The sequence below is a fragment of the Rhodopseudomonas palustris genome, assembly GCF_003591005.1.
Classification (GTDB): Bacteria; Pseudomonadota; Alphaproteobacteria; order Rhizobiales; family Xanthobacteraceae; genus Rhodopseudomonas; species Rhodopseudomonas palustris_K.
This window is the reverse complement of sequence record NZ_QYYD01000004.1, coordinates 32,618-55,829: the sequence shown is the minus strand read 5'-3', so window position 1 is coordinate 55,829 and position 23,212 is coordinate 32,618. Positions and strand designations below refer to the sequence as shown.

Genomic DNA, 23,212 nt, shown 5'->3' with positions numbered 1-23,212 from the left:
CGATTTGCGCGGCCACCTTTGCCCCACTCCGCCGGGGCAGGCAACTTGAACTCTGGCCGGCCCCCTTTGGAACCGGCATCGGGGCGAAATCACGGCTGGACGCCGGGCGAAGCAGGCGGTAACCGGCAGGACCGCGTTCACCCGGAGGCAAAGTGCCTCCGCCAGATACCGCAATGAATTACGATTCACTGAAATCGAGTCTCGCCAGGGCGGCCGATCGCTCGGAAACCAGCCCGATCCTGCTGATCCCCTATATGTGGATCGGCGATTTCGTGCGTTGCCACACGGTGGTGCGGGTGCTGAAGGATCGCTGGCCGAACCGGCCGGTGGACGTGCTGGCCACCACGCTGTGCGCGCCGCTGGTCGATTACATGCCGGGCGTGCGCAAGGGCATCGTCTGGGACCTGCCGCGCGGCAAGCTCGCGCTCGACCAGCAGCGGGCGCTGGCGGCGCGGCTGCGGGCCGAGGGCTATGGCCGGTCGCTGGTGATGCCGCGCACCTTCAAATCGACGATCGCGCCGTTCCTGGCCGGCATCCCGCAGCGCACCGGCTTCATCGGAGAGGTCCGGTTCGGGCTGCTGAACGACTGGCGGCGCGGCGAGAAAGCTCTGCCGCGGATGATCGACCGCTGCGCCGCGCTGGCGCTGCCGGCCAATATCGAGCTGCCGATGGACTGGCCGGAGCCGCAGCTCGTGGTACCGCAAGACGCCATCGCCGCGTGGCGGCAGGCCAACGGGCTGGAAGGCCGGACCGCCGTGGCGCTGGCGCCGGGCGCCGTCGGGCCGTCGAAACGCTGGTCGTATTACGTCGAACTGGCCCAGGCGTTGACCGCGCGCGGGCTCGACGTCTGGGTCATCGGTGGCCCGGGCGAGACCGACAAAGCCCGCGAGATCGTCGCGGCGGCCGGGCCGAACGCTCGCGACCTCACCGGCACCGATCTGCGCAACGGCATTTTGGGACTGGGCGCCGCCGATCTGGTGATCTCCAACGATTCCGGCCTGCTGCACGTCGCTGCCGCGATCGGCAGCCCGACCATCGGGATCTTCGGCCCGACCAGCGCCTGGCATTACGCGCCGCTCAACCCGATCGAGGCGGTGATCGAGACCAAGACCGACGTGCCGTGCCGTCCCTGCCACAAGCCGGTGTGCCGGATGGTGCATCACAAATGCATGCGCGACATCCCGGTCGACGACGTGATGGCCGCCGCGCAGCAGGCGCTCGGCGCCGCCGGCCTGGCCCCTGCGCTGTAAGCACGCCCGCCCTTGCCCTTCCCCGGCCCTGCGCTTAACCAGTGCCGATCTTCCTGCCTTCAGGTGTGACGTGAGCCAGAACCGCATCGCCGCGCATTTTCAGAACTCGCTCGCCGCGATGACGGCGGCGGCCGGCGATGCGGCATTGCTCGCCACGTCTCAGGCGATCGCCGCCGCGGCCATCGCGGCGCTGCGCGGCGGCCGCAAGATCCTGATCGCCGGCAATGGCGGCAGCGCCGCCGACGCCCAGCACATCGCCGCCGAGATCATCGGCCGCTACAAGCAGGACCGCCCCGGCTGGCCGGCAGTCGCGCTCACCACCGACACCTCGGCACTCACCGCCATCGCCAACGACTACGGTTTCGAGCGCGTGTTCGCGCGGCAGGTCGAGGGGCTCGGCCAGGCCGGCGACCTGTTCATCGGCATCACCACCTCCGGCCGCTCGCCGAACATCCTCGCGGCGCTCGAGGTGGCGCGCAAGCAAGGGCTCGTCACCATCGGCATGACTGGACCAAGCGGGACGTCGATGGCCGCCTTGTGTGATCATCTGCTGATCGCGCCGATCGCCGAGACGGCGCTGGTGCAGCAGATTCATCTGATGGCCGCGCATGCGATCTGCGACGAGATCGAATATGCGCTGATGGCGTAGCATGAGCACGGCCGATCAGCCCGCCCGCAAGCCTGCGGCGTTCCTCGATCGCGACGGCGTCATCAACTATAACGATCACTACATCGGCACGCGCGAGCGGTTTCGCTGGATGCCCGGCATCGCCGCGGCAATCCGCCGGCTGAACGACGCCGGCTACTACGTGTTCGTGATCACCAACCAGTCCGGCGTCGCGCGCGGAATGTTCAGCGAAGACGACGTCCGCGCGCTGCATCGCTGGATGCTGGACGAACTCTCCAGCCAAGGCGCCCGGATCGACGACATCCGCTATTGCCCGTATCATCCGGGTGGCACCGTCGAGGCCTATCGCCGCGCCAGCGCCGACCGCAAACCGGGCCCCGGCATGATCCTCGATCTCGCACGGGCGTGGCCGGTCGAGATGCAGCGCAGCTTCGTGATCGGCGACAGCGCCATCGACATCGAAGCCGCGCAAGCGGCGGGGATCCCGGGGTTTCTGTTCAAGGACGGCGATATCGCGGCGTTCGTCGATGAAGTACTCGGCCGGACGGCAAACAGCGGCGACCGTGCAGGCACCGGGTCCGCATCCTGAGAGCCTGGCCGGAAATTCGCCTGTTGAATTTGGCATTTCCGTCTCCACGCGTCATGCCCGGCCTTGTGCCGGGCATCCACGCCTTGCTGGCGGAAATGCAGAGAAGGCGTGGATGGCCGGGACAAGCCCGGCCATGACGAAGTTGTGAGTAAATCAAGCAAGTTGGAAGCTGGCTTCGATTCAGCTCGACTTGCATAGCCTACCCCAGCAGCCGCTCCGCCGCTTCGATCGCTTGCGCCGCCGACGGCGCACCGTTTTTGCCGCCGAGCACCGTCATCGGCCCGCTGCCGACCGGGCCGGTCAGTCCGGGATCGGTCGCCACATAGATGCCGACCAGCGGTACGCGAAAGGCTGCAGCGAGGTGCATCAGGCCGGTGTCGACACCGACCACCAGCGCCGCATTGGCGATCACTTGCGCGGTGAGATCGAGCCGCTGCTTGGGTAGCACGCGGCTGCCAGCGATCGCGGCAGACAGGCGTTCCGCGGTTTGTCGTTCCGCGTCGGTGCCCCAGGGCAGCACGACATGCAGGCGGCGATCCTGCAACCACCGTCCGATCGCGATCCAATCCTCGGCGCGCCATTCTTTCGAGGTGCGCGAGGTGCCGTGTAGCAGAACCGCGTAGGCCTCGTCGTTCGTTCGCGGCGGGCGGATCAGGCCGTAGTCGATCTCGTCCGCCGGTTGATAACCAAGCGACAGGCCGGTGAGCCGGCGATTGCGCGTCACGGCATGCAGGGCGCGGTCGACCTGATGAGTGACATTATAGAACCGCGCCGCCAGGGGCTCGCGAATGCTCGAGGCATCGTAGCCGTGACGTTCACCATGGGCGAGGCGCGCGATGATCGCAGAGCGGATCAGGCCCTGCGTATCTATTACCTTGTCGAACTCAGGCTCGCGCAGCCGCGTGCCGAAATCGGCGATGTCGCGCCAGGTCGCGCGCGCTGTCAGCTTTGAACGCCAGCGCCGCGTCGCGACCGGAATGACCTCGGCAACGGATGGATGCAGTCGTGCCAGCGGCGCGAACGCGTCTTCGACCACCCACGATAGTCGCAGTCCGGGAACCGCGCGTGCAGCATCAGTCACCGCGGGCATCTGATGCACCACGTCACCGAGCGATGAAGTCTTGATGAAAAGAATGTCCGACATCGAGCCAGGAGCCGCCACAATACGGCGATCTCGTTACAGTTCGGCAACCATATTGTCGATTCCCCCTGTGGAACGCCGGAAAATCCGGAAGATCAGCAATCCGTCGACCTGATCGGTCTATTGTTGGACCAAAGCCAAAGCGGGCGCGGCTCGCATTCTCACACGGGGGCCCTGATGACCGTGCTCGTGACCGGCGGCGCCGGCTATATTGGAAGTCACACCGTGCTGGCGCTGGTCGAGGCCGGCGAGCGCGTGGTGGTGATCGACAATCTCAGCACCGGCTTTTCCAGCTTTGTTCCTGAGGGCGTGCCGCTGTTCATCGGCGACGCCGGCGATGAGAATCTGGTCGAAGGCGTGATCGCCTCGCAGCGCGTCGATGCCATCATCCATTTCGCCGGCTCGGTGATCGTCTCGGAATCGATGCGCGATCCGCTCGGCTACTATCGCAACAACACCATGACGTCGCGTAGTCTGCTGAACGCCGCGGTAACGCGCCATGTGCGCAACATCATCTTCTCGTCGACCGCCGCGGTCTACGGCAATCCGGATCGCACGCCCGTGCCCGAAGAAGCGCCGACCCGGCCGCTGTCGCCCTATGGCTGCTCCAAGCTGATGACCGAAATCATGCTGCACGATTCCGCTGCGGCCTATGGATTGAACTACGTGGCGCTGCGCTACTTCAACGTCGCCGGCGCCGATCCGCTGGCGCGCATTGGCCTCGCCACCGCCGGCGCGACGCACCTTTTGAAGATCGCCGTCGAGGCCGCCACCGGGCAGCGTGCCCGTGTCGACGTGTTCGGCACCGACTATGCGACACCGGACGGTAGCTGCATCCGCGATTTCATCCATGTCGCCGATCTGGCGCAGGCGCATGTCGCGGCGCTGCGCTATCTGCGTCAGGGCGGATCGCCGACGACGCTGAACTGCGGCTACGGCCGCGGCTATTCGGTGCTGGAGACCATCGACGCGGTGCGCCGCGTCGCCGGCCGCAACTTCGCCGTTGCCAGCGCGGCGCGGCGTCCGGGCGACATCGTCGCGATGGTCGCCGACACCAGCCGGATTCGCCGAACGCTCGACTGGACACCGCGATATGATGACCTCGACACCATCGCAGGGCATGCAATGGCGTGGGAACGCAAGCTGCTGGCCCAGCGCCAAGGCTTTGAACTTGAAGCGATTTCAGCTTAGCCGCGAGGTCTTCGACCAGCTTTTGGCTTGAAAACCCGGCCCATCGGGGGCAAGGAGGCGGCTCGACGCACGCCAGCCCGACGCGCGCGACCAGCTCGACGCCGTCGATGGAACGCGGATGACCAAAGCCCCACGCAAGATAACCGACGATCCCTACGGCGCCGCGCAGCTGGTGCGGCGCCTGGTGATGGAACAGGCATCGGTGTATTGGCGCCGCTATTTGATGGCGTTCATCCTGATGGCGATCGCCGCGGCCGCCACGGCGCTGTCGGCCTATCTGCTCGGACAGGTGATCAACCAGGCCTATGTCGATCGCAATCTGACCGGCATCGTCGTGCTGTCGTTGGTCAGCCTCGCGATCTTCACCATCAAGGGCGTCGCAACCTACGGTCAGTCGGTGATCCTGACGCAGATCAAGAACGCGATCCTCGCCAACAATCAGCGCCGGCTGTTCGACAAGCTGATGCACGAGAGTCTCGGCTTCTACGCGCAGCGGCACTCGTCGGAGTTTCTCGCCCGCCTGACGTCCGGCGCCAACTCCGTCACCGAAGTGTTGAACCTGCTGATCAACGCGATCGGCCGTGATCTGTTGTCGCTGATCGGCCTCGTCATCGTGATGGTAACGCAGGATCCGTTCATGGCGCTGTTCGGCCTGCTGATTGCGCCGCCTGCCGTGCTGGTGCTGCGCAAGCTGGTGCGCCGCGTGAAGGGCCTCGCCTACACGCAATTCGCCGGCAATGCCGAGATCCTGGAGACGATGCAGGAATCGCTGCAGGGCATCCGCACCGTCAAGGCGTTTTCGCTCGAGCAGACGATGCGCGACCGGATCGGCGCGAGCATCGAGGCGGTGCGCAAGAACGCCGACAAGATGGCGCGAGTGTCGAACCGCTCCAGCCCGCTGATGGAAACGCTCGGCGGCTTCGCGGTGGCGGCGTCGCTGATGTATGGCGGCTATCGCGTGGTGGCGATGGGCGCGACGCCGGGGCAATTCTTCTCCTTCCTCACCGCCTTCCTGCTCGCCTACGAGCCGGCGAAACGGCTGGCACGGCTCAACATCGAGCTCAACAGCGGCCTGGTCGGCGCCCGCATGCTGCTCGAGATCGTCGACAGCCCGCAAAGCGAGCCGGATGACAGCAGCAAGCCTGCGCTGGCGCTCACCGAAGTTCGGGTCGAGTTCGACGCCGTGGAGTTCGCGTATCGCGCCGACGAGCCGGTGCTGAAGGGCATGAGCTTCGTCGCCGAGCCCGGCAAGATGACCGCATTGGTCGGCCCCTCCGGCGGCGGCAAGTCGACCGTGCTGGCGCTGCTGTTGCGGTTCTACGAGCCGTCTGCCGGCGATATCCGGATCGACGGCCAGTCGATCGCGTCGGTGTCGCGGGTATCGCTGCGCCAGCAAACCGCTTATGTCGGCCAGGACGTCTATCTGTTCCGCGACACCATCCGCGCCAACATCGCGTTCGGCAAAATCGGCGCGAGCGAAGACGAGATCGTCGCCGCCGCCAAGGCCGCCCATGCGCACGACTTCATCATGGGCTTTCCGCTCGGCTACGACACCCCGGTCGGCGAGCATGGCGCCCAGTTGTCCGGCGGCCAGCGCCAGCGCATCGCGGTCGCCCGCGCACTGCTGCGCGACGCCCCGATCGTGCTGTTGGACGAGGCGACCGCCGCGCTCGATTCTGAGTCGGAGAAGCTGGTGCAGGAGGCGATCGAACGGCTGTGCCACAACCGCACCACGATCGTGATCGCGCATCGCCTGCACACCATCATGCATGCCGATTCGATCCTGGTGGTCGAAGCCGGCGAGATCGTCGAACAGGGCCGGCACGACGACCTGCTGCGCCGCGGCGGCCGCTACGCCTCGTTCTTCCGGCTGCAGCAGCGCCACGCCGCGCCGCTGGCGGTCGTCGACACTGCCGTCTAGTCTACACGTCCTTCCGGCGCGCTCTGCGCATCCCCTTCCCAAGCTGCGAAAGTCAGATTGATGAGCTCTACGTCCGTGATCGCCCCGCTGCCGCAGCCCGCCCTCGCCGTGCAGGGCGACAGCAAGACCTTTCCGGTGCGCCGGATTTGGTGCGTCGGCCGCAACTATCTCGAGCACATCCGCGAACTCGGCAATGACGAGCGCAACCCGCCCTTCTTCTTCGCCAAGCACGCCGACATGATCGCGCCCGACGGCGCCACGATCCCGTATCCGACGCTCACCAAGGATATGCAGCACGAGGTCGAGCTGGTGGTGGCGCTGAAGAGCGGCGGCCTCAACATTCCGGCCGAGAGCGCGCTCGATCACGTCTGGGGCTACGGCGTCGGCATCGATCTGACGCGGCGCGATCTGCAGACCATCTCGCGCAAGAAGGAACAGCCCTGGGAGATCGGCAAGTCGTTTGATCTCTCGGCGCCGTGCGGCGCGCTGCGCCCGGCGTCGGAGATCGGCCACCCGGCGAGCGGCAAGATCTGGCTGTCGGTCAACGGCACCGAGCAGCAGAAGGGTGATCTATCGGAGATGATCTGGAACGTCGCCGAGATCATCTCGAAACTGTCGCTGCAGGTCGCGCTGAGCGCCGGCGATATCATCATGACCGGCACGCCGGCCGGCGTCGCTGCGCTGGTGCCCGGCGACAAGGTCGAATGCGGCGTCGATGGCGTCGGCACGCTGTCGATCGGCATCGGACAGCCGGCCTAAACGGGGTCGGCTCAGTTTTGTTGAGCGAACTGGAATCGCTCGACAATGGTCAAATTTGGCCATTACACGGCTGGTATTAGGAGTTGGTTAAGCATAATCGCTGATAAAATACGTCGTGCCGCGAGGAATTTGATCATGGTCTCGGATATCAGGCGATTTGTTTACCTTTCGGTGGCGATGGCGCTGTTTCTCGCCGCGGCGCAGGCCTCGGCTGGACTTTCATGGCGCGGCGGCGAGCAGCCGGCGCGCGTTGCGGCCATCGGCATCGTTCGCTAGGTCGACCACGCCGGTATTCAGCTATTGCTGAATACCGGACGAAACTCTCGCGGCTGCCAGCCGATCTCGGCCGAAGCCGGAGCAAGGTCGAAGGTCATGTCCTTCGCCATCCGGGTCGCCATCGTCGCCGATAGTCCCGGCAGCACGCGCACCGCAACCGGCAGCACCACGCGCCACGCCCAATCCGGCACTGGCACGATGATTCGCGGCAGGCCGAGCCCGTCGAAGATCCGGCCGACCATTTCGCGATAGCTCAGCGTCTCGCCGCCCGGCAGATTGTAGGTCTTGCCGGTACAGACCGGCCGCGCCGCGGCGGCGATCGCGGCGGCGGCGAGATCGTCGGCGTGGACCGGCTGGCGCAACCCCTCGCCGCCCGCCATCAGCGGAAAGAATCGGAAGCGGCGGATCAGGCCGGCGATGCGGCTGACATTGCCGTCGCGGCCTTCGAGATAGATCAGCGTCGGCCGCAGCACGGTCCAGGCCACACCGTTCGCCTCGCACGCTGCAATCAGCCGTGCTTCATCGGCGCCCCACAGCCGGATCGCGGCGCGCTCGTCCGGATCGGGCGTGTCCCATTTGGTAGCGATGCTGGTCGAGGTGAACACCACCAGCCGGATCATGCCGGCCGCCGCGAGTTGCGGAACGGCGTCGGCGACACGCCCCACCGGCGCGGTGGCGTAGACGACGCCGAGCGGCGGCAGTGCGGCGCGGCCGAGATCGGCGAGATCGCCAGCCAGCCAATCGGCGCCGTCACCGGCCAGCCGCGGCTGCCGCGACAAACCGATGGGCTGTGCACCATCGGCCACGAGCCGGCGCAGGATGGCACCGCCTACCATGCCGGTGGCGCCGATCACCAAAGGCCGCGGCGTTGTCATGACGCGGCCAGCCTTTCGACGAATGCGCCGTTCGCGGCGATTAAGACGATCCTGAACATCCGCGCTGCATAGCAGGATCGGCCGGCGGAGTCGCCTCCTCGCGACAGCGCTCAGCCGGCGGGCCGCTAACAACAGCGCTGCGCTTGGCGATGCGCAGCGCTGCAACGGCGTATCGGTCACGTCCGTGGATGGAGCGTAAGCGCGGCTGATTTCGCGCGGCGCGCGAGCAGGCAGCAGCTTGTGATTTGTCGGCGCGGCCAGGCTGTGATTTCAGCTTGGCAACCCTGCGACCGCCGCGATATGGCCTCGGCCCCAGGGAGTCGCTCGTCCGTGTCGCGGACGCCGCACGAGTTCCGAGCGAAAGGATGGTGGCCGTGTTCGTCTGGTTGATCGCTTCCGCCGATGGCCGACGCGCCGCCCTCTCCCCGTTATCGCCGCAGATCTGGGCGTCCGCCTCGCTCGGAGCCGAGCAATGATCACCGTCACGGCCGCGACCTGCAGCATCGCCGCGCTGGCGACCCTCGGCGTCGTCGCGCGGCCGTGGAACCTGCCGGAGTACATTTGGGCCGCGGCCGGCGCGGTGCTGCTGGTGGTGCTGCAATTACTGCCCTGGCAGGACGCGCTTGCCGCCGCCGGCAAGGGCCTCGACGTGTACTTCTTCCTGATCGGGATGATGCTGCTGGCGGAAGTGGCGCGTCAGGAGGGACTGTTCGACTGGCTCGCCGTGCAGGCGGTGCGGCACTCGCGGCATTCGGCGTCCCGGCTGTTCAGCATCGTCTATGCGGTCGGCACGCTGGTGACGATCTTTCTCTCCAACGACGCCACCGCGGTGGTGCTGACCCCGGCGGTGTACGCGGCCGCGCGCGCCGCCAAGGTCGAGCCGCTGCCGTATCTGTTGGTGTGCGCCTTCATCGCCAACGCGGCGAGCTTCGTGCTGCCGATCTCAAACCCCGCCAATCTCGTGGTGTTCGGCGATCGGATGCCGACGCTGCTGGAATGGCTGCGGGTGTTCTCGGTGCCGTCGCTCGTCGCGATCCTCGCCACCTTCGTGATGCTGCGCTTCACCCAGCGCAGGCACCTGCGCGGCAAGGTCGACACCCATGTCGAGCCGGTGCGGCTGACGCGCGGCGCCGCGATCGTCGCCGGCGGCATCGCGCTGACCGCCGTTGCGCTGCTTGCCTCCTCGGCGTTCGGCCACGATCTCGGCCTGCCGACGCTGATCTGCGGCGCGCTGGTCACCGTGATGGTGCTACTGATCAGCCGCAAATCGCCGCTGCCGGTGATCAAGGACGTGTCGTGGTCGGTGCTGCCGCTGGTCGCCGGGCTGTTCGTGCTGGTCGAGGGGCTCAATCACACCGGCCTGCTGCCGTTGCTGTCCGATCAGTTACGTGAGTCAGCAGCGTCCTCGCCGCAGACCACCGCCTGGGCCGCCGGCCTGCTGACGGCCTTCGGGTCGAACCTCGTCAACAATCTGCCGATGGGCCTGATTGCGGCGACGACGACGCAGGCGGCGCAGGCCTCCCATCAGATCACCGGCGCGGTGCTGATCGGCGTCGACCTCGGCCCCAATCTCTCGGTCACCGGCTCACTCGCCACAATCTTGTGGCTGATCGCGCTCCGCCGCGAGGGCGAACACATCGGAGCGCTCCGCTTCCTGCGCCTCGGCGTGCTGATCATGACCCCGGCGCTGGTGCTGGCGCTGGCGGCGCTGATGTTGATGCCGGCGTAAGCAACACTGCAAACAGCCGAGAGCATCGCAAGCGCCGCGCTCGTATCGCGAAGATCCGCGTCCAGCCGCCATTGCTCACATCTCTTTCAACCGCGCTTGGTGTCGCTTGGCCAAATCCTCTTTGCGTTCGCTGTAGCGATCAGTGAGACTGGACGACACGCCGCGAGTGAGCAGCGTGAACTTCACAAGCTCTTCCATCACGTCCACGATCCGGTCGTAGTAAGCGGATGCGAGCATCCTGCCTTGGTCATCGAACTGCTCGTACGCCTTGGCCACCGAGGATTGATTTGGGATTGTGATCATCCGCATCCAGCGCCCGAGGACGCGCATCTGATTGACCGCGTTGAACGACTGCGAGCCGCCGCTGACCTGCATCACCGCCAGCGTCTTGCCCTGGGTCGGCCGAACGGCGCCGAGGGACAGCGGGATCCAGTCGATCTGCGCCTTCATGATGCCGGTCATGGCGCCGTGCCGCTCCGGGCTGCACCACACCTGCCCCTCCGACCATTTCACGAGGTCGCGCAACTCCTGCACTTTCGGATGCTCCGCGGGCGCGCCGTCGGGCAACGGCAAGCCGGCAGGATCGAACATCCGCGTCTCGGCGCCGAAGGCCTGCAAAAGACGCGCAGCCTCCATCGTGGCAAAACGGCTGTACGACCGCTCGCGTAACGAGCCGTAGAGCAGCAAGATCCGCGGACGATGTTGCGCATGATCGCCGAAGCGGGCCGGATTCGGCATTGTGAAGACGTTTGCAATGATGTGCGGAAGGTTTGCTGGATCGGTCATCGGGCTCCGGAAGGTCGGTTGAACACAGCGACGTTCTACTTGATCAGCGCTTATAATTCAATTATTCATGAATTATGGAAACCAACGATGCACTCGACGCCCTGTCTGCTCTGTCGCAGGAAACTCGCCTGGCGGTGTTTCGCCTGCTTGTCCGACGCGAGCCGGACGGTGTCGCCGCCGGCGACCTCGCCAAAGCGATCGGCGTGCCTGCAAACTCGATGTCGGTGCATCTGGGCGTGCTGAGCCACGCCGGGCTGGTGACCTCCGAGCGGCGCAGCCGCTCGGTCATCTATCGCGCCGACCTGTCCCGCTTTCGCGAGCTGATGCTGTTCATGCTGAAGGACTGCTGCAACGGCCGCGCCGAGATCTGCGCGCCGCTGATCGCCGACCTTACGCCCTGTTGCCCCACCGAGGATGTCGTCCATGTCTGACCGGATTTTCAACGTCCTGTTCCTGTGCACCGGCAACTCCGCCCGCTCGATCTTGGCCGAGAGCATCCTGCGCAAAGATGGCCGCGGCAAATTCAATGCTTTCTCGGCTGGCAGCCAGCCGAAGGGCGCGGTCAACCCGTTCGCCATCAAGGTGCTTGCTGAGGGCAGCTACCCGACGGCGGGGTTGCGTTCGAAGAGCTGGTTGGAGTTCGCTGAGTCCGACGCGCCGGTGATGGATTTCGTATTTACCGTCTGCGACAACGCGGCTGGCGAGGCCTGCCCGCTGTGGCCCGGCCAACCGATGACGGCGCATTGGGGGATCGAAGACCCAGCTGCTGTCGAAGGCTCGGACCTCGACAAGGACCGCGCCTTCTTTCAGGCGTTTCGCTATCTGAAGAACCGCATCAGCGCCTTCACGGCGCTGCCGATCAAGCATCTCGACGGCGTCGCGCTCGGGACCAAGCTCCGAGCGATCGGCCAGCTCGATGGGACCAGTCATGGCCGTCCGGAGGTGGCGTGATGGACGTCGTGATCTACCACAATCCCGATTGCGGCACCTCGCGCAACACGCTCGGCCTGATCCGCAACGCCGGGATCGAACCGCACGTCATCGAGTATCTGAAATGCCCGCCCAGCCGCGCGCTGCTGCGCCAGATGATTGCGCGCGCCGGCCTCACGCCGCGACAGGCGCTGCGCGAGAAGGGCACGCCGTTCGCGGAGCTGAAGCTCGGCGATCCGTCGCTCGGTGACGACGATCTGATCGACGCCATGATGGCGCATCCGATGCTGATCAACCGGCCGTTCGTGGTGACGCCGAACGGCGTGCGGTTGTGCCGGCCGTCGGAGGAAGTGATCGACCTCCTGCCGCCGCAGCGCGGCGAGTTCTTCAAGGAAGACGGCGAGCAGGTGGTCGACGCCAGCGGCCGACGCGTGGCGACCGCTTAGATTTTCGGTTCGGCCGTCGACTGGAACAATCTGCATGTCCACCTTCGAACGCTATCTCACCCTGTGGGTCGCGCTGTGTATCGTCGTCGGCATCGGGCTCGGACACGTTATGCCGGGCGGCTTCCAGGCGATAGCGGCGGCCGAGATCGCCAAGGTCAACCTGCCGGTCGCGGCGCTGATCTGGCTGATGATCATTCCAATGCTGGTGAAGATCGACTTCGCCGCGCTGGCGCAGGTCCGGGAACATTGGCGCGGCATCGGCGTGACGCTTTTCATCAACTGGGCGGTGAAGCCGTTCACGATGGCGGCGCTCGCCTGGCTGTTCGTCGGCTATCTGTTCCGCTCCTATCTGCCGGCGGAGCAGATCAACTCCTATATCGCGGGCCTGATCATCCTTGCCGCCGCGCCGTGCACCGCCATGGTGTTCGTGTGGTCGAACCTGACCAAGGGCGAGCCGCATTTCACCCTGAGCCAGGTGGCGCTCAACGACACTATCATGGTGTTCGCCTTCGCGCCGCTCGTCGGCCTGCTGCTCGGGCTGTCGGCGATCACCGTGCCGTGGGATACGCTGCTGCTGTCGGTGGTACTGTACATCGTGGTGCCGGTGCTGATCGCGCAGCTGCTGCGGCGCCGCGTGCTGGCGAGCGGCGGGGAAGCCGGATTGCAGCGGCTGCTCGGCGTATTCCAGCCGCTGTCGCTGGTCGCGCTACTGGCGACGCTTGTGTTGCTGTTCGGCTTCCAGGGCGAACAGATCATCAAGCAGCCGCTGGTGATCGCGCTGCTCGCGGTGCCGATCCTGATCCAGGTCTACTTCAATGCCGGCTTGGCCTATCTGCTGAATCGCCTCGCCGGCGAGCAGCATTGCGTGGCCGGCCCCTCCGCCCTGATCGGCGCCAGCAATTTCTTCGAGCTGGCGGTCGCGGCCGCGATCAGCCTGTTCGGCTTCGAATCCGGCGCGGCGCTCGCCACCGTGGTCGGCGTGCTGATCGAGGTCCCGGTGATGCTCACCGTGGTGTGGATCGTCAACCGCAGCCGCGGTTGGTACGAATTGTCTACAGGTGTGCAGTCCCGATCCGGGATGGATGACGCCGCGCCGGGCAAGCCGTTGTCACAGGTCCAAACCGCGCGGGCGCCGGAGTAACACGCGTTAGTCAGTTCATCATCGCCCGCTGCGTCGGGATCTCGATTGCAAAGCCGGCCCCTCTCTCCTGCGCAATCAGCTCGATGGTGCCGCCGAGCGTCGAGACCACCAGATTGAACGCGATGTGCAAGCCAAGGCCTGCGCTGCCGCTGTCGCGGCGGGTGGTGAAAAACGGATCGAAGATGCGGTCGCGCAGCTCGGGTGCGATTCCGGTGCCGCGGTCGGCGCAGACGATGCGCACCGTCCCCGGGTCGATCTGTGTGGCGGTCAGTGTGAAGACGCCGCCGGCGCCGCTCGGATAGCCGTGCTCCGCGGCATTGAAGGCGAGGATGCTCATCACCTGCCCGAGCGCGCCCGGATAGCTGTGCAGCTTGATGCCGGGCGGCACGTCGACCTCGATCGCGAGGCCGCGCCGCGCCAGCAGCGGCTTCAGCTTGTCGAAGGTCTGGCCCAGCCAGCCTTGCAGCTCGAAGGCCTCCTGTTGCTCGTTGGCGTGGTCGACCGCGACCTGCTTGAAGGTGTGGATCATCTCCGAGGCGCGGTGCAGGCTCTGCCAGGTCAGTTGCAGCCCCTGCTCCAGCCGGCCGATGCCGCGCACCAGCTCGGAGCGCCGGACCTGGCCGCCGCTCACCATCTGGGCCAAGCCCTGCACGTCGCCCTGCATCGTCGTCGAGGTGGTGAGCGCCAGACCGATCGGCGTGCTGACCTCGTGGGCGACGCCGGCGACCAACTGGCCGAGCGAGGCCAGCTTCTCGGCCTGCACCAGATGCGCCTGCGTCGCCTGCAATGCCTGCAGCGACGCCTCGGCGCGCGCCGTTTCGCGGCGCAGTGCTTCGGTGGTCTCAAACAGCCGGCGGGCGCGATACTCGCGGGCGCCGACCGCGTAGAGCGACAGCAGATAGGCGTTGCCGATCAGGAAGTGATTGATGAAGCCGAGCCCGCTCGGCAGCGACGGCGCGATCCATTCGACGAAGGCGAAGGCCAGCCAGGTGGTGACGCAGAACACCAGCAGCGAGCCGACCCGCAGCGGCAGCATGGTCGAGACGAACAGGATGACGATGATCATCCCCGCCGACGCGAAGGTGAAGCCCGACGGCAGCACCAGATACACGAACGGCAGCACGCAGCCGGGAATGACGCAGTACAGCAGCAGGATCGGCTCGGTCCAGCGGCGGGCGAAGGCGATCAGCACCGTCAGCGGCAGCAGCACGAACAGCGCTGTGCCGCCCCGGATCGCCAGCGTGGTCGGCACCACCTCCGGATACAACACCCAATCCCAGAAGGTGTAGCCCGCATAGGTCAGCGCGCCGAGCAGCATCGCCGCCTGGGTCCAGCGCAGGCTGCCGCGCACAAAGATCTCGACGAAGCGATGCTCGGCGGCGGCGTCTTCGAAGCGCAGTCCGATGCGCTGCATCAGAAGTGAAACGCGATGCGACAGTGACGCGCGGCGTTCGGCTGTGGGCTGGACCAGACTTTGCGGATCGAATGAGGACATCGGAGCTGGACGGACGGCGCGCACGATCGGATCATGAGCGGTGAGGAGATCTGGCGGGTGGCCCGCCGGCCAACCATACGCGAGGTGACGGAAGGCGAACTAGAGGTAATATGCGGCAGGCCAGCGCCGGGTTCCGCGACCGGCCGGCCGGGCCAGCGCCCCGATCGCGGCCCCGTCAGCAAGGAATGATTGGCGCTTTTGCCCGTCTTGGCTTAAACGTTCCCGACCTCCCGTCATCGCCTGCCGCTCGCGGCCGCGGATTGTCACGGCTCCGCTGGAGCCGTCGGGATTTCCCATTCGGCGTCATCGCCCAGAAGGTTGCCTGCCCGTGCCATTCTCGTCTTCTCCCCCGCCGCTCGCGCGAGCTTTGGCGGCCCGCAATTATTCCGAAGCGACGCCGGTGCAGAGCGCCGTGCTGGCGCCGGACGCCGCCGGGCGCGACCTGCTGGTGTCCGCCCAGACCGGCTCCGGCAAGACCGTCGCCTACGGCCTCGCCATCGCCCGCGACCTGCTCGGCGACGCCGAGCGCTTCGAGCGCGCTGGGGCGCCGCTGGCGCTGATCGTGGCGCCGACCCGCGAGCTGGCGCTGCAGGTGCACCGCGAGCTTGGCTGGCTGTATGGCGAAGCCGGCGCCCGCGTCGTCTCCTGCGTCGGCGGCATGGACCCGCGCCGCGAGCAGCGCGAACTCGAAGCCGGCGCCCATATCGTAGTCGGCACGCCCGGCCGGCTGTGCGATCACCTCCGCCGCCACCGGCTCGACGTCTCGCAGCTCAAAGCCGTGGTGCTCGACGAGGCCGACGAGATGCTCGATCTCGGCTTCCGCGAGGACATGGAGTTCATCCTCAAGACCACGCCGGAGAGCCGCCGCACCCTGCTGTTCTCGGCGACGCTGCCGCGCACCATCATCACGCTCGCCAAGACCTATCAGCACGACGCGTTTCGCATCGAGGTCGCCGGCCGCGACGGCGGCCATGCCGATATCGAATATCGCGCCATCCGGATCGCGCCAAGCGACGCCGAGCACGCGGTGGTCAACACGCTGCGCTACGTCGAATCGCCGACCGCGATCGTCTTCTGCGCGACGCGTAGCGGCGTCACGCATCTGACGACCGCGCTGCTCGAGCGCGGCTTCTCGGTGGTGGCGCTGTCCGGCGAGCTCACCCAGAACGAACGCACCAACGCGCTGAACGCGCTGCGCGACGGCCGCGCCCGCGTCTGCGTCGCCACCGACGTGGCCGCGCGGGGCATTGACCTTCCGAATCTCGGCCTCGTCATTCACGCCGACCTGCCGAACGATCCGGAAGTGATGCAGCATCGCTCCGGCCGCACCGGGCGCGCCGGCAAGAAGGGCATCAGCGTGTTGCTCGTTCCGCCGGCGCGGCGGCGACGCGCCGAGACGCTGCTCAACCTTGCCGGCATCGACGCCGTCTGGGGCACCGCCCCGCAGGCCGAGGAGATCCGCGCGCTCGATCAGCAGCGCATGCTGCAGGACGATCTGTTCACCGAAGAAGCCAGCCCGGACGACCAGGCGCTGGCGCAGACGCTACTCGCCGAGCGCAGCGCCGAACAGATCGCGGTCGCGCTGGCGCGGCTGTATCGCGCGCGGCTGCCGGCGCCGGAGGACATTCTCGATCCCGGCGAGCGCGCGCCGCGTGGCCGCGACGATCGCGCCGCCGGCAAGGGTTCGCGCGAGGAGCGCGACTACGGTCCGCGCGACAGGGCTCCGCGAACGCGCTCGGCGAAAGCCGGAGAAAAACACAGCATGGCCGACGGCGTGTGGTTTCGCGCCGCCATCGGCAAGCGCAAGAACGCCGAGGCGCGCTGGCTGCTGCCGATGATCTGCCGCCGCGGCGGCATCACCCGGCAGGACATCGGCGCGATCCGGATTCTCGACACCACGACCGAGTTCGAGATCTCGGCAGCCGCAGCGGTCGATTTCGCCGCCCAGATCAAGCGTCCGGACAAGGACGACAACATCCGCATCGAACCGCTGATCGGCGCCAAGCAGATCGAGGAGCGCGCCGAGCGCCCGGCGAAATCTTCAGCTGAGGCGAAGGCGCCGTATGAGCGCAAATCCGAGCGCGAGACGCGGCGCAGCAAGCGGCCGGACTCCTGGTCGCCGCAGAACGAGCCGCTGGACGATCCGCGCCGCGACACGCGCAGCGACGACCGCCCGCGCGGCGCCGGCTTTGCCGATCAGCATGCGCCGCGCGGCAAGGATGGCTTCAAGAAGAAGCCATTCGACAAAGACGCCCGTAAGCCGGAGCGGGATAGCGACGGGCTGAAACGCGCCGGCTTCACCAGCGACGGGTTCAAGAAGAAGCCGAAGTCACGCGACGACAAGCCGGCCTATGTCAGCAAAGCCCGCCGCACCGATCCGTCGGCCAAGAGCCCGGCGTTCAAGAAGAAGGCCAAGAAGTTTCGCGGCTGAGCGCGAGCTAACAGCACCGCATCACCCAACGCGCTCCTCGCGCGATGGATACGCGGGTCAAGCCCGCGCATGACGGCGCAGCGTGAGGATGCGGCGCGCCACAAAGTAAGCTGTTATACCCCGCGAATGCGGGTGACCCAGTATCGCAGAGCGCTCGCGGGGATGCCGCTGCCAACAACTGATGCTCTGGGATACTGGGTCGCCCGCCTGCGCGGGCGATGACGTAGGAGGGTGGCGCGAAGCGGTGCCTCCAACACCCCCGTCATTGCCGGGCTTGACCCGGCAATCCATCCACTTCGCAACAACCCGACACTCACGCGCTACGCGCGCCCAAAGCTTACGCCGCCTTGCGCTTGCGCGACGCGGCTTTCTTCGCGGCGGGCTTCGGCGCGGCGGTTTTGACGGTGGCGATCTGGGTGAGCGACTGCGCCAGCAATTCGCGCTGCGCGCTCAGCCAGAACGCGTCGGCATTGCCTTCCGGCCGGCCGGCTTCGTTCCACATGTGGTAAGCACGCTCGCGGATCGCCTGGTCCATGTCCTGCATCTCAAAACTCCTATTGCGTTGCGGGAACGATGCCGTGACGCGGTTAATAAATCGCCAATCACGGCGTAGCACCGTGACATGTGTATCAAACGATCGATCGTCGCGGGCACGTCTATCGGTCATCGACTGCGCCGGGGCCGCAGATCGCCACACCGGCGGCGCAAATCGCTGCAATGGTGATCGTGCGCCGCGCGAACATTCGGAAGTCTCAAATATGCATCGATCGATCGTGCCGGTCCTGGCGGCGGCTGTTGTTGTCGCATGCAACTCGGCAGCCGCCGATCCGGTGCTGTCGCTGCCGATCGCCTGCACGGTCGGGACCGATTGCTTCATCCAGAACTACGTCGACCACGACAGCACCGCAGGCACACGCGACTATCATTGCGGGCCGCGTAGTTACGACACCCACAACGGCACCGACTTCCGGCTGCCCGATACGGCGACGCAACAGCGCGGCGTGGCTGTGTTGGCGGTCGCCGACGGCGTCGTCGAACGCACGCGGGATTCGATGCCTGACGTTTCAACGCAGGTGACCGGGCGCGAGGCCGTGCGCGGCCAGGAATGCGGCAATGGACTGGTCGTTCGGCACGCCGAAGGCTGGACGTCGCAATATTGCCACCTGGCGAAAGCGAGCCTTGTGGTCAGGCCGGGGCAGTTGGTGAAGGCCGGCGAGACACTCGGCCGGGTCGGCCTGTCAGGCGACACCGCGTTTCCGCATGTTCACGTCAGCATCCGCAAGGACGGCAAGATCGTCGATCCGTTTGCCTACCCGGCCGGCGCGGCGTGCGGCGAAGGGCCGTCGCTGTGGCAGCCGGCGCTGCAGCCGCAGCTGCACTATCGCCCCACCGAAGTGCTCAATGTCGGCTTCTCGTCTCGGCCGGTGACGATGCAGTCGATCGAACAGGGGCAGTCCAACGAACTCTCCGACAACGGCCCGATCATCGCCTACGCTCGCACCATCGGTCTGCGCGCCGGCGACGTGCAGGCGCTGAAGGTGGTCGATGCCGACGGCAAGGTGTTGGTGGAACGAACCTTCCCGCCCTCGGACAGCAACAAGGCCCAAGCCTTCATCGCGCTCGGCAAGCGCCGCGTCGCCCTGACCGGCCGCCTCAGCGCGACCTACACCATCACCCGCCCCGACGGCAGCAAAGTTCTGCAACGCAGCTTCGACGCCGAACTGCGTTGAGCGGCCGATCCAGCGGCCGCAGCGCCATGACCGCGGACCAGACACGGGCGCGTCGCGTCTCCGCATTGAACGCAAACGCCGCATCGCCGGACATAGCAGGGACAGGAACGCGGCGCTGACGACGCCGGCGGCCTTGCGGTCGCGCCGACCGTTTAGCGTCACGACGCCGCCGCCGACACAAGCCGGACGATGCCCATGCCCTATCTGGTGCTGTTCGCGGTTCTCTTCGTGCTGTTTCTCCAAGCCAGCGGAGCGATCCCGCCGGGCAGCGTCGGCGGTCCGCTGGTGATCGCGCTGGCGCTGTTTGTCGGCGCGCTGGCGGTCGCCATCCACGAGGCCTGGCGCAGGCAGCGCGGTCCGCTCGGCTGGATCGTCAATATTCTGCTCGCCTTCACCGGCGCCTTTCTGGCGGCCCCGCTCGGTGGTATGGCGGCGACGTTGCTGCTCAGCCCGTTCGTGCGCGGCTCGACGTCGATCGCCGCCGCCGGCTGCCTGGTGATGGCGGCGGCACTCGCCGCGACGATGATCGTGACGCTGACGGGAGCCTGGGGCGCGATCCGGGTGGTGAACAGGTGGCGGCGAGCGTGAGATCGCAGGCCCTGGAGGGCCGCGAGCCGGCAACGCCGCGGGCCACTCGCGCACTATATCGCGGATGTCACAGGCACGGCATCAGGCCCCCGACCCGATCGGCGACCCGCATGGCGATCCGCGATCACCGACCGTCTCCGACCAAACGGACAGCGCTACGCTCATCCGCACTACGCTTGACTACTCGCATCCGAATTGATGCTATCAGTCCCCGATCGCCCGCGCATGGGCGTGGTGGGGCGGGTCTCGTCACCGATCGGAGAAGGCGGCATGGCGGAAGTGATCAAGGCGACGATCGTATTCGTGCTGTCGAACTTCTCGCTGAGCTTCCTCGTCGCCGGTCTGCTGTTCGCGCTGGTCGCAATCGCACGCGCACCAAGACCGCTGCGATCGCCGGAGGTGATCGACAAGCTGCTGGCCTGGCACGTGTTCTGGTCGATCGGCGTCTGTTACTTCTACAACTTCGTCATGCACGGCTTTTTCGGCAAGATGTCCGCGGCCTTCATCGGCTGGGCAGATAGTCCGTTCCAGTTCGAAGTCGCCACCGCCAGCCTCGGCTTCTCCGTCGTCGGCTTCCTCGCCGCCTTCCGCAGCTTCGACCTCCGCCTCGCCGCCATCCTCGGCGCCAGCGTGTTCTCGCTCGGCGCCGCCGCCGGTCACATCTATCAGATGGCAACGCAGCACAATTTCGCCGCGGGCAATGCGGGGGTGGTGTTCTATACGGATATCGGCATTCCGGTGTTTGGTGGGGTGCTGTTGTGGCTGTGGTGGCGGGGACGGAACGAGCGGGCACGCGAGGTGCCGTTCGCCGATGCCTTGCTGGCGATGCCGCAGGACGACGGTGAGTTTTCGCGCCAGCCCGTGCGGACGCGCGACCTCGATCTGTGATGCTCCTGATCGATCCTGGACGTCGTCCGAACCGCGCGAGCGGAAGGGCCATCATAGGGCGGGTTAACCGAAGGCGTAACCCGCCGAACAGCCATAGCGCTTGTCTCCACGCAATGGCGGATTACGCTGCGCCAATCCGCCCTACGGGCTGACGTGCTGCGGGACGCTTTCATCTCGTTCATCAATGCCGGCCATCACTTTTGGGATCTCGTCACAAGGCAGACGGTTGACAAGGACGTAAGCCGAGAAAGCATCTCTCACGCTGATCTTCGCTTGACCCACGAGTACGAATTGCTCGTGGAAGGGCGCCGGTTTGTAGCCAGATTATCTGGCTGCGATGGGGCAATTGCGATCTCAGAAGATCTAAAAGTACTTGGCTTCGGAGCTGAAATCACCGCTCGGCTCAAAGAGAATACCCGCATCATCGACGTCCAAGACGACGAAGAAATGAACCGGCTCGGAGAGCCTCTAGATTCAAATCAGTTCGGCATGCGTCATCGCTCAGCGATCAAATTCATTAGTCAGGGAGCTCGATTGGCGCGTTTACGTCGTATCGCAGGACGGTCCGATAAGTGCGGTCTGGCCAGATGGCAACGATGTCAGCGCTCGCAAGGGGCTCAATCTTGTAAACCAGAACACCCCATTCGCATAACAAAGCCCCGGATCGCTCCGGGGCTTTGTCGTTAGTCCGATGGTTGGCCGGGTCAAGCCCGGCTATGACGCTCTGAGCGAGTAGCAGCGGCCGCGCCAATCGCGACCGCCCTCCCCCATCAATACCGATAATGCTCCGCCTTGAACGGCCCCTCGACCTTGACGCCGATGTAGTCCGCCTGGTCCTTGCGCAGTTCGGTCAGCTTGACGCCGATCTTGGCGAGGTGGAGGCGGGCGACTTTTTCGTCGAGGCTCTTCGGCAGGACGTAGACTTCCTTCTTGTACTTGCCGTCCTTGTTGTTGGCGAACAGTTCGATCTGCGCCAGCGTCTGATTGGTGAACGACGCCGACATCACGAAGGACGGATGGCCGGTGGCGTTGCCGAGGTTGACGAGGCGGCCTTCCGACAGCAGCACGATGCGTTTGCCGTCCGGGAAAGTGATCTCGTCGACCTGCGGCTTGATGTTGTCCCACTTCAGGTTCTTCAGATGCGCGATCTGAATCTCGTTGTCGAAGTGGCCGATGTTGCAGACGATGGCGCGATCCTTCATCGCACGCATGTGCTCGATGGTGATGATGTCCTTGTTGCCGGTGGCGGTGACGAAGATGTCGGCGATCGGCGCCGCGTCCTCCATGGTCACGACCTGATAGCCTTCCATCGCCGCCTGCAGCGCGCAGATCGGATCGACTTCCGACACCATGACGCGGGCGCCGGCTTGGCGCAGCGACGCCGCCGAGCCCTTGCCGACGTCGCCGAAGCCGGCGACCATCGCGACCTTGCCGGACATCATCACGTCGGTGCCGCGGCGGATGCCGTCGACCAGCGATTCACGGCAACCATAGAGGTTGTCGAATTTCGACTTGGTGACCGAGTCGTTGACGTTGATGGCGGGCCACAGCAGTGTGCCGGCCTTCTGCATGTCGTAGAGGCGATGCACGCCGGTGGTGGTCTCTTCGGAGACGCCCATGATGTTCTTGGCGATCTCGGCGAAGTAACCCTTCGGCTTCTCCTTGAGCTGCTTCTTCAGGAGCGCGAAGAAGATCACTTCCTCGTCGGAGCCCGGCTTGTCGAGGAAGGCGGTGTCGCCGTTCTCGGCGCGCAGGCCGAGATGCACGTACATGGTGGCGTCGCCGCCGTCATCGAGGATCATGTTCGGGGTGCCGCCGCCGTGCCAGTCGAACATCCGGGCGGTGTAGGCCCAGTAATCCTCGAGGCTCTCGCCCTTGATGGCGAACACAGGAATGCCGGCAGCGGCGATCGCCGCGGCGGCGTGGTCCTGGGTCGAATAGATGTTGCACGACACCCAGCGCACGTCGGCGCCGAGCGCCACCAGCGTCTCGATCAGCACCGCGGTCTGAATCGTCATGTGCAGCGAGCCGGCGATGCGGGCGCCCTTGAGCGGCTGCTTCGGGCCGTATTCCTCGCGGGTCGCCATCAGGCCGGGCATTTCGGTCTCGGCCAGCGAGATCTCCTTGCGGCCGAATTCGGCGAGGCCGATATCCTTGACGATGTAGTCGGTGAAGTTGGACTTCTTGGCGGTGGCGGTCATGCGGATGGGTTTCCTGATGTCGGTGTCAGACGACCTGAGCACTACAAACTAATTCGGGCACTTTGAGGCACTGCCTGCTCCTTCTCCCCGCTGGCGGGGAGAAGGCTGGGATGAGGGGGCGTCTCCGCGAGCCCGAGCGGCTCGGCTGCGCGGAGGCGCCCCCCTCACCCGCCCGGCTTCGCTGCGCTACGCCGGGCGACCTCTCCCCGCAAGCGGG

The 23,212-nt window shown here is 66.1% G+C and carries 22 protein-coding genes; 16 read left to right on the top strand and 6 right to left on the bottom strand.

Annotated features, from left to right (window positions below; all coding sequences use genetic code 11):
• The first annotated feature begins 173 nt into the window (after positions 1-173).
• The 3 genes from waaF (at position 174) to D4Q52_RS05175 (ending at position 2,467) form a co-directional block, all read left to right on the top strand.
• On the top strand, positions 174-1,250 hold the full coding sequence (gene waaF, locus D4Q52_RS05185) for a lipopolysaccharide heptosyltransferase II (protein WP_119855489.1): 1,077 nt from the start codon (positions 174-176) through the stop codon (positions 1,248-1,250).
• A gap of 70 nt (positions 1,251-1,320) precedes the next feature.
• Entirely contained in the window at positions 1,321-1,899 is a 579-nt protein-coding gene (locus tag D4Q52_RS05180) for a D-sedoheptulose 7-phosphate isomerase (protein WP_119855488.1), read from the top strand.
• Position 1,900: 1 nt separating this feature from the next.
• Positions 1,901-2,467 carry a D-glycero-alpha-D-manno-heptose-1,7-bisphosphate 7-phosphatase gene (locus D4Q52_RS05175; RefSeq protein WP_119855487.1) on the top strand — a complete coding sequence of 189 codons (567 nt, stop codon included), beginning with the start codon at positions 1,901-1,903 and terminating at the stop codon, positions 2,465-2,467.
• Between the two features lie 199 nt (positions 2,468-2,666).
• Here the strand turns inward: D4Q52_RS05175 and waaC are convergent, their stop codons facing one another.
• On the bottom strand, positions 2,667-3,611 hold the full coding sequence (waaC, locus tag D4Q52_RS05165) for a lipopolysaccharide heptosyltransferase I (RefSeq protein ID WP_119855485.1): 945 nt from the start codon (positions 3,609-3,611) through the stop codon (positions 2,667-2,669).
• Positions 3,612-3,785: 174 nt separating this feature from the next.
• Here waaC and galE point away from each other — a divergent pair, with 174 nt between their 5' ends.
• The 4 genes from galE to D4Q52_RS26410 all read left to right on the top strand — a co-directional run bounded on the left by galE (position 3,786) and on the right by D4Q52_RS26410 (position 7,755).
• Complete coding sequence (galE, locus tag D4Q52_RS05160) at positions 3,786-4,799, top strand: UDP-glucose 4-epimerase GalE (protein WP_119855484.1); 1,014 nt, start codon at positions 3,786-3,788, stop codon at positions 4,797-4,799.
• Positions 4,800-4,917: 118 nt separating this feature from the next.
• Positions 4,918-6,720 carry an ABC transporter ATP-binding protein gene (locus D4Q52_RS05155; protein ID WP_119855483.1) on the top strand — a complete coding sequence of 601 codons (1,803 nt, stop codon included), beginning with the start codon at positions 4,918-4,920 and terminating at the stop codon, positions 6,718-6,720.
• Between the two features lie 60 nt (positions 6,721-6,780).
• Positions 6,781-7,479 carry a fumarylacetoacetate hydrolase family protein gene (locus D4Q52_RS05150; RefSeq protein ID WP_119855482.1) on the top strand — a complete coding sequence of 233 codons (699 nt, stop codon included), beginning with the start codon at positions 6,781-6,783 and terminating at the stop codon, positions 7,477-7,479.
• A gap of 135 nt (positions 7,480-7,614) precedes the next feature.
• Positions 7,615-7,755 carry a hypothetical protein gene (locus D4Q52_RS26410; protein ID WP_182915235.1) on the top strand — a complete coding sequence of 47 codons (141 nt, stop codon included), beginning with the start codon at positions 7,615-7,617 and terminating at the stop codon, positions 7,753-7,755.
• A 17-nt stretch (positions 7,756-7,772) separates the two neighbouring features.
• Here the strand turns inward: D4Q52_RS26410 and D4Q52_RS05145 are convergent, their stop codons facing one another.
• Positions 7,773-8,630, bottom strand: coding sequence for an NAD-dependent epimerase/dehydratase family protein (locus D4Q52_RS05145; protein WP_119855481.1), 858 nt, complete (start codon positions 8,628-8,630; stop codon positions 7,773-7,775).
• Between the two features lie 472 nt (positions 8,631-9,102).
• Between D4Q52_RS05145 and D4Q52_RS05140 the strand changes: the two genes are divergently transcribed.
• Complete coding sequence (locus D4Q52_RS05140) at positions 9,103-10,359, top strand: arsenic transporter (RefSeq protein WP_119855480.1); 1,257 nt, start codon at positions 9,103-9,105, stop codon at positions 10,357-10,359.
• Between the two features lie 75 nt (positions 10,360-10,434).
• Here the strand turns inward: D4Q52_RS05140 and arsH are convergent, their stop codons facing one another.
• A complete protein-coding gene (gene arsH / locus D4Q52_RS05135; protein ID WP_119855479.1) occupies positions 10,435-11,145 on the bottom strand; it encodes an arsenical resistance protein ArsH in 711 nt (236 codons plus the stop codon).
• 74 nt (positions 11,146-11,219) lie between these two features.
• Between arsH and D4Q52_RS05130 the strand changes: the two genes are divergently transcribed.
• Genes D4Q52_RS05130 through arsB form a run of 4 tightly spaced genes read left to right on the top strand, consistent with a single transcriptional unit; the run spans position 11,220 to position 13,662 of the window.
• Positions 11,220-11,576, top strand: a complete 357-nt coding sequence (locus tag D4Q52_RS05130; protein WP_119855478.1) for an ArsR/SmtB family transcription factor — start codon at positions 11,220-11,222, stop codon at positions 11,574-11,576.
• Entirely contained in the window at positions 11,569-12,096 is a 528-nt protein-coding gene (locus D4Q52_RS05125; protein ID WP_119855657.1) for an arsenate reductase ArsC, read from the top strand. The genes D4Q52_RS05130 and D4Q52_RS05125 overlap by 8 nt, the downstream gene beginning before the upstream one ends.
• Positions 12,096-12,521 (top strand): arsenate reductase (glutaredoxin), encoded by a 426-nt coding sequence (gene arsC, locus D4Q52_RS05120; RefSeq protein WP_119855477.1) that lies wholly within the window; start codon positions 12,096-12,098, stop codon positions 12,519-12,521. The genes D4Q52_RS05125 and arsC overlap by 1 nt, the downstream gene beginning before the upstream one ends.
• A gap of 34 nt (positions 12,522-12,555) precedes the next feature.
• On the top strand, positions 12,556-13,662 hold the full coding sequence (gene arsB, locus D4Q52_RS05115) for an ACR3 family arsenite efflux transporter (RefSeq protein ID WP_234831075.1): 1,107 nt from the start codon (positions 12,556-12,558) through the stop codon (positions 13,660-13,662).
• 10 nt (positions 13,663-13,672) lie between these two features.
• Here arsB and D4Q52_RS05110 read toward each other — a convergent pair whose 3' ends face one another.
• Positions 13,673-15,076, bottom strand: coding sequence for a sensor histidine kinase (locus D4Q52_RS05110; RefSeq protein WP_234831074.1), 1,404 nt, complete (start codon positions 15,074-15,076; stop codon positions 13,673-13,675).
• 409 nt (positions 15,077-15,485) lie between these two features.
• On the opposite strand from D4Q52_RS05110, the gene D4Q52_RS05105 reads away from it, so the two are divergent.
• The gene (locus D4Q52_RS05105; protein ID WP_119855475.1) at positions 15,486-17,588 is read left to right on the top strand and encodes a DEAD/DEAH box helicase; all 2,103 of its coding nucleotides are present in this window, start codon (positions 15,486-15,488) and stop codon (positions 17,586-17,588) included.
• A gap of 337 nt (positions 17,589-17,925) precedes the next feature.
• Here the strand turns inward: D4Q52_RS05105 and D4Q52_RS05100 are convergent, their stop codons facing one another.
• Entirely contained in the window at positions 17,926-18,132 is a 207-nt protein-coding gene (locus D4Q52_RS05100; protein WP_119855474.1) for a DUF2934 domain-containing protein, read from the bottom strand.
• Positions 18,133-18,346: 214 nt separating this feature from the next.
• Here D4Q52_RS05100 and D4Q52_RS05095 point away from each other — a divergent pair, with 214 nt between their 5' ends.
• From D4Q52_RS05095 to D4Q52_RS05085, 3 genes are all read left to right on the top strand, one after another.
• Positions 18,347-19,318, top strand: a complete 972-nt coding sequence (locus D4Q52_RS05095) for a M23 family metallopeptidase (protein WP_119855473.1) — start codon at positions 18,347-18,349, stop codon at positions 19,316-19,318.
• Between the two features lie 189 nt (positions 19,319-19,507).
• A complete protein-coding gene (locus D4Q52_RS05090) occupies positions 19,508-19,906 on the top strand; it encodes a hypothetical protein (protein ID WP_234831073.1) in 399 nt (132 codons plus the stop codon).
• A gap of 270 nt (positions 19,907-20,176) precedes the next feature.
• A complete protein-coding gene (locus D4Q52_RS05085) occupies positions 20,177-20,794 on the top strand; it encodes a DUF6790 family protein (RefSeq protein ID WP_234831072.1) in 618 nt (205 codons plus the stop codon).
• A gap of 770 nt (positions 20,795-21,564) precedes the next feature.
• Here the strand turns inward: D4Q52_RS05085 and ahcY are convergent.
• A complete protein-coding gene (gene ahcY / locus D4Q52_RS05075) occupies positions 21,565-22,995 on the bottom strand; it encodes an adenosylhomocysteinase (RefSeq protein WP_119855470.1) in 1,431 nt (476 codons plus the stop codon).
• Positions 22,996-23,212: the final 217 nt, after the last annotated feature.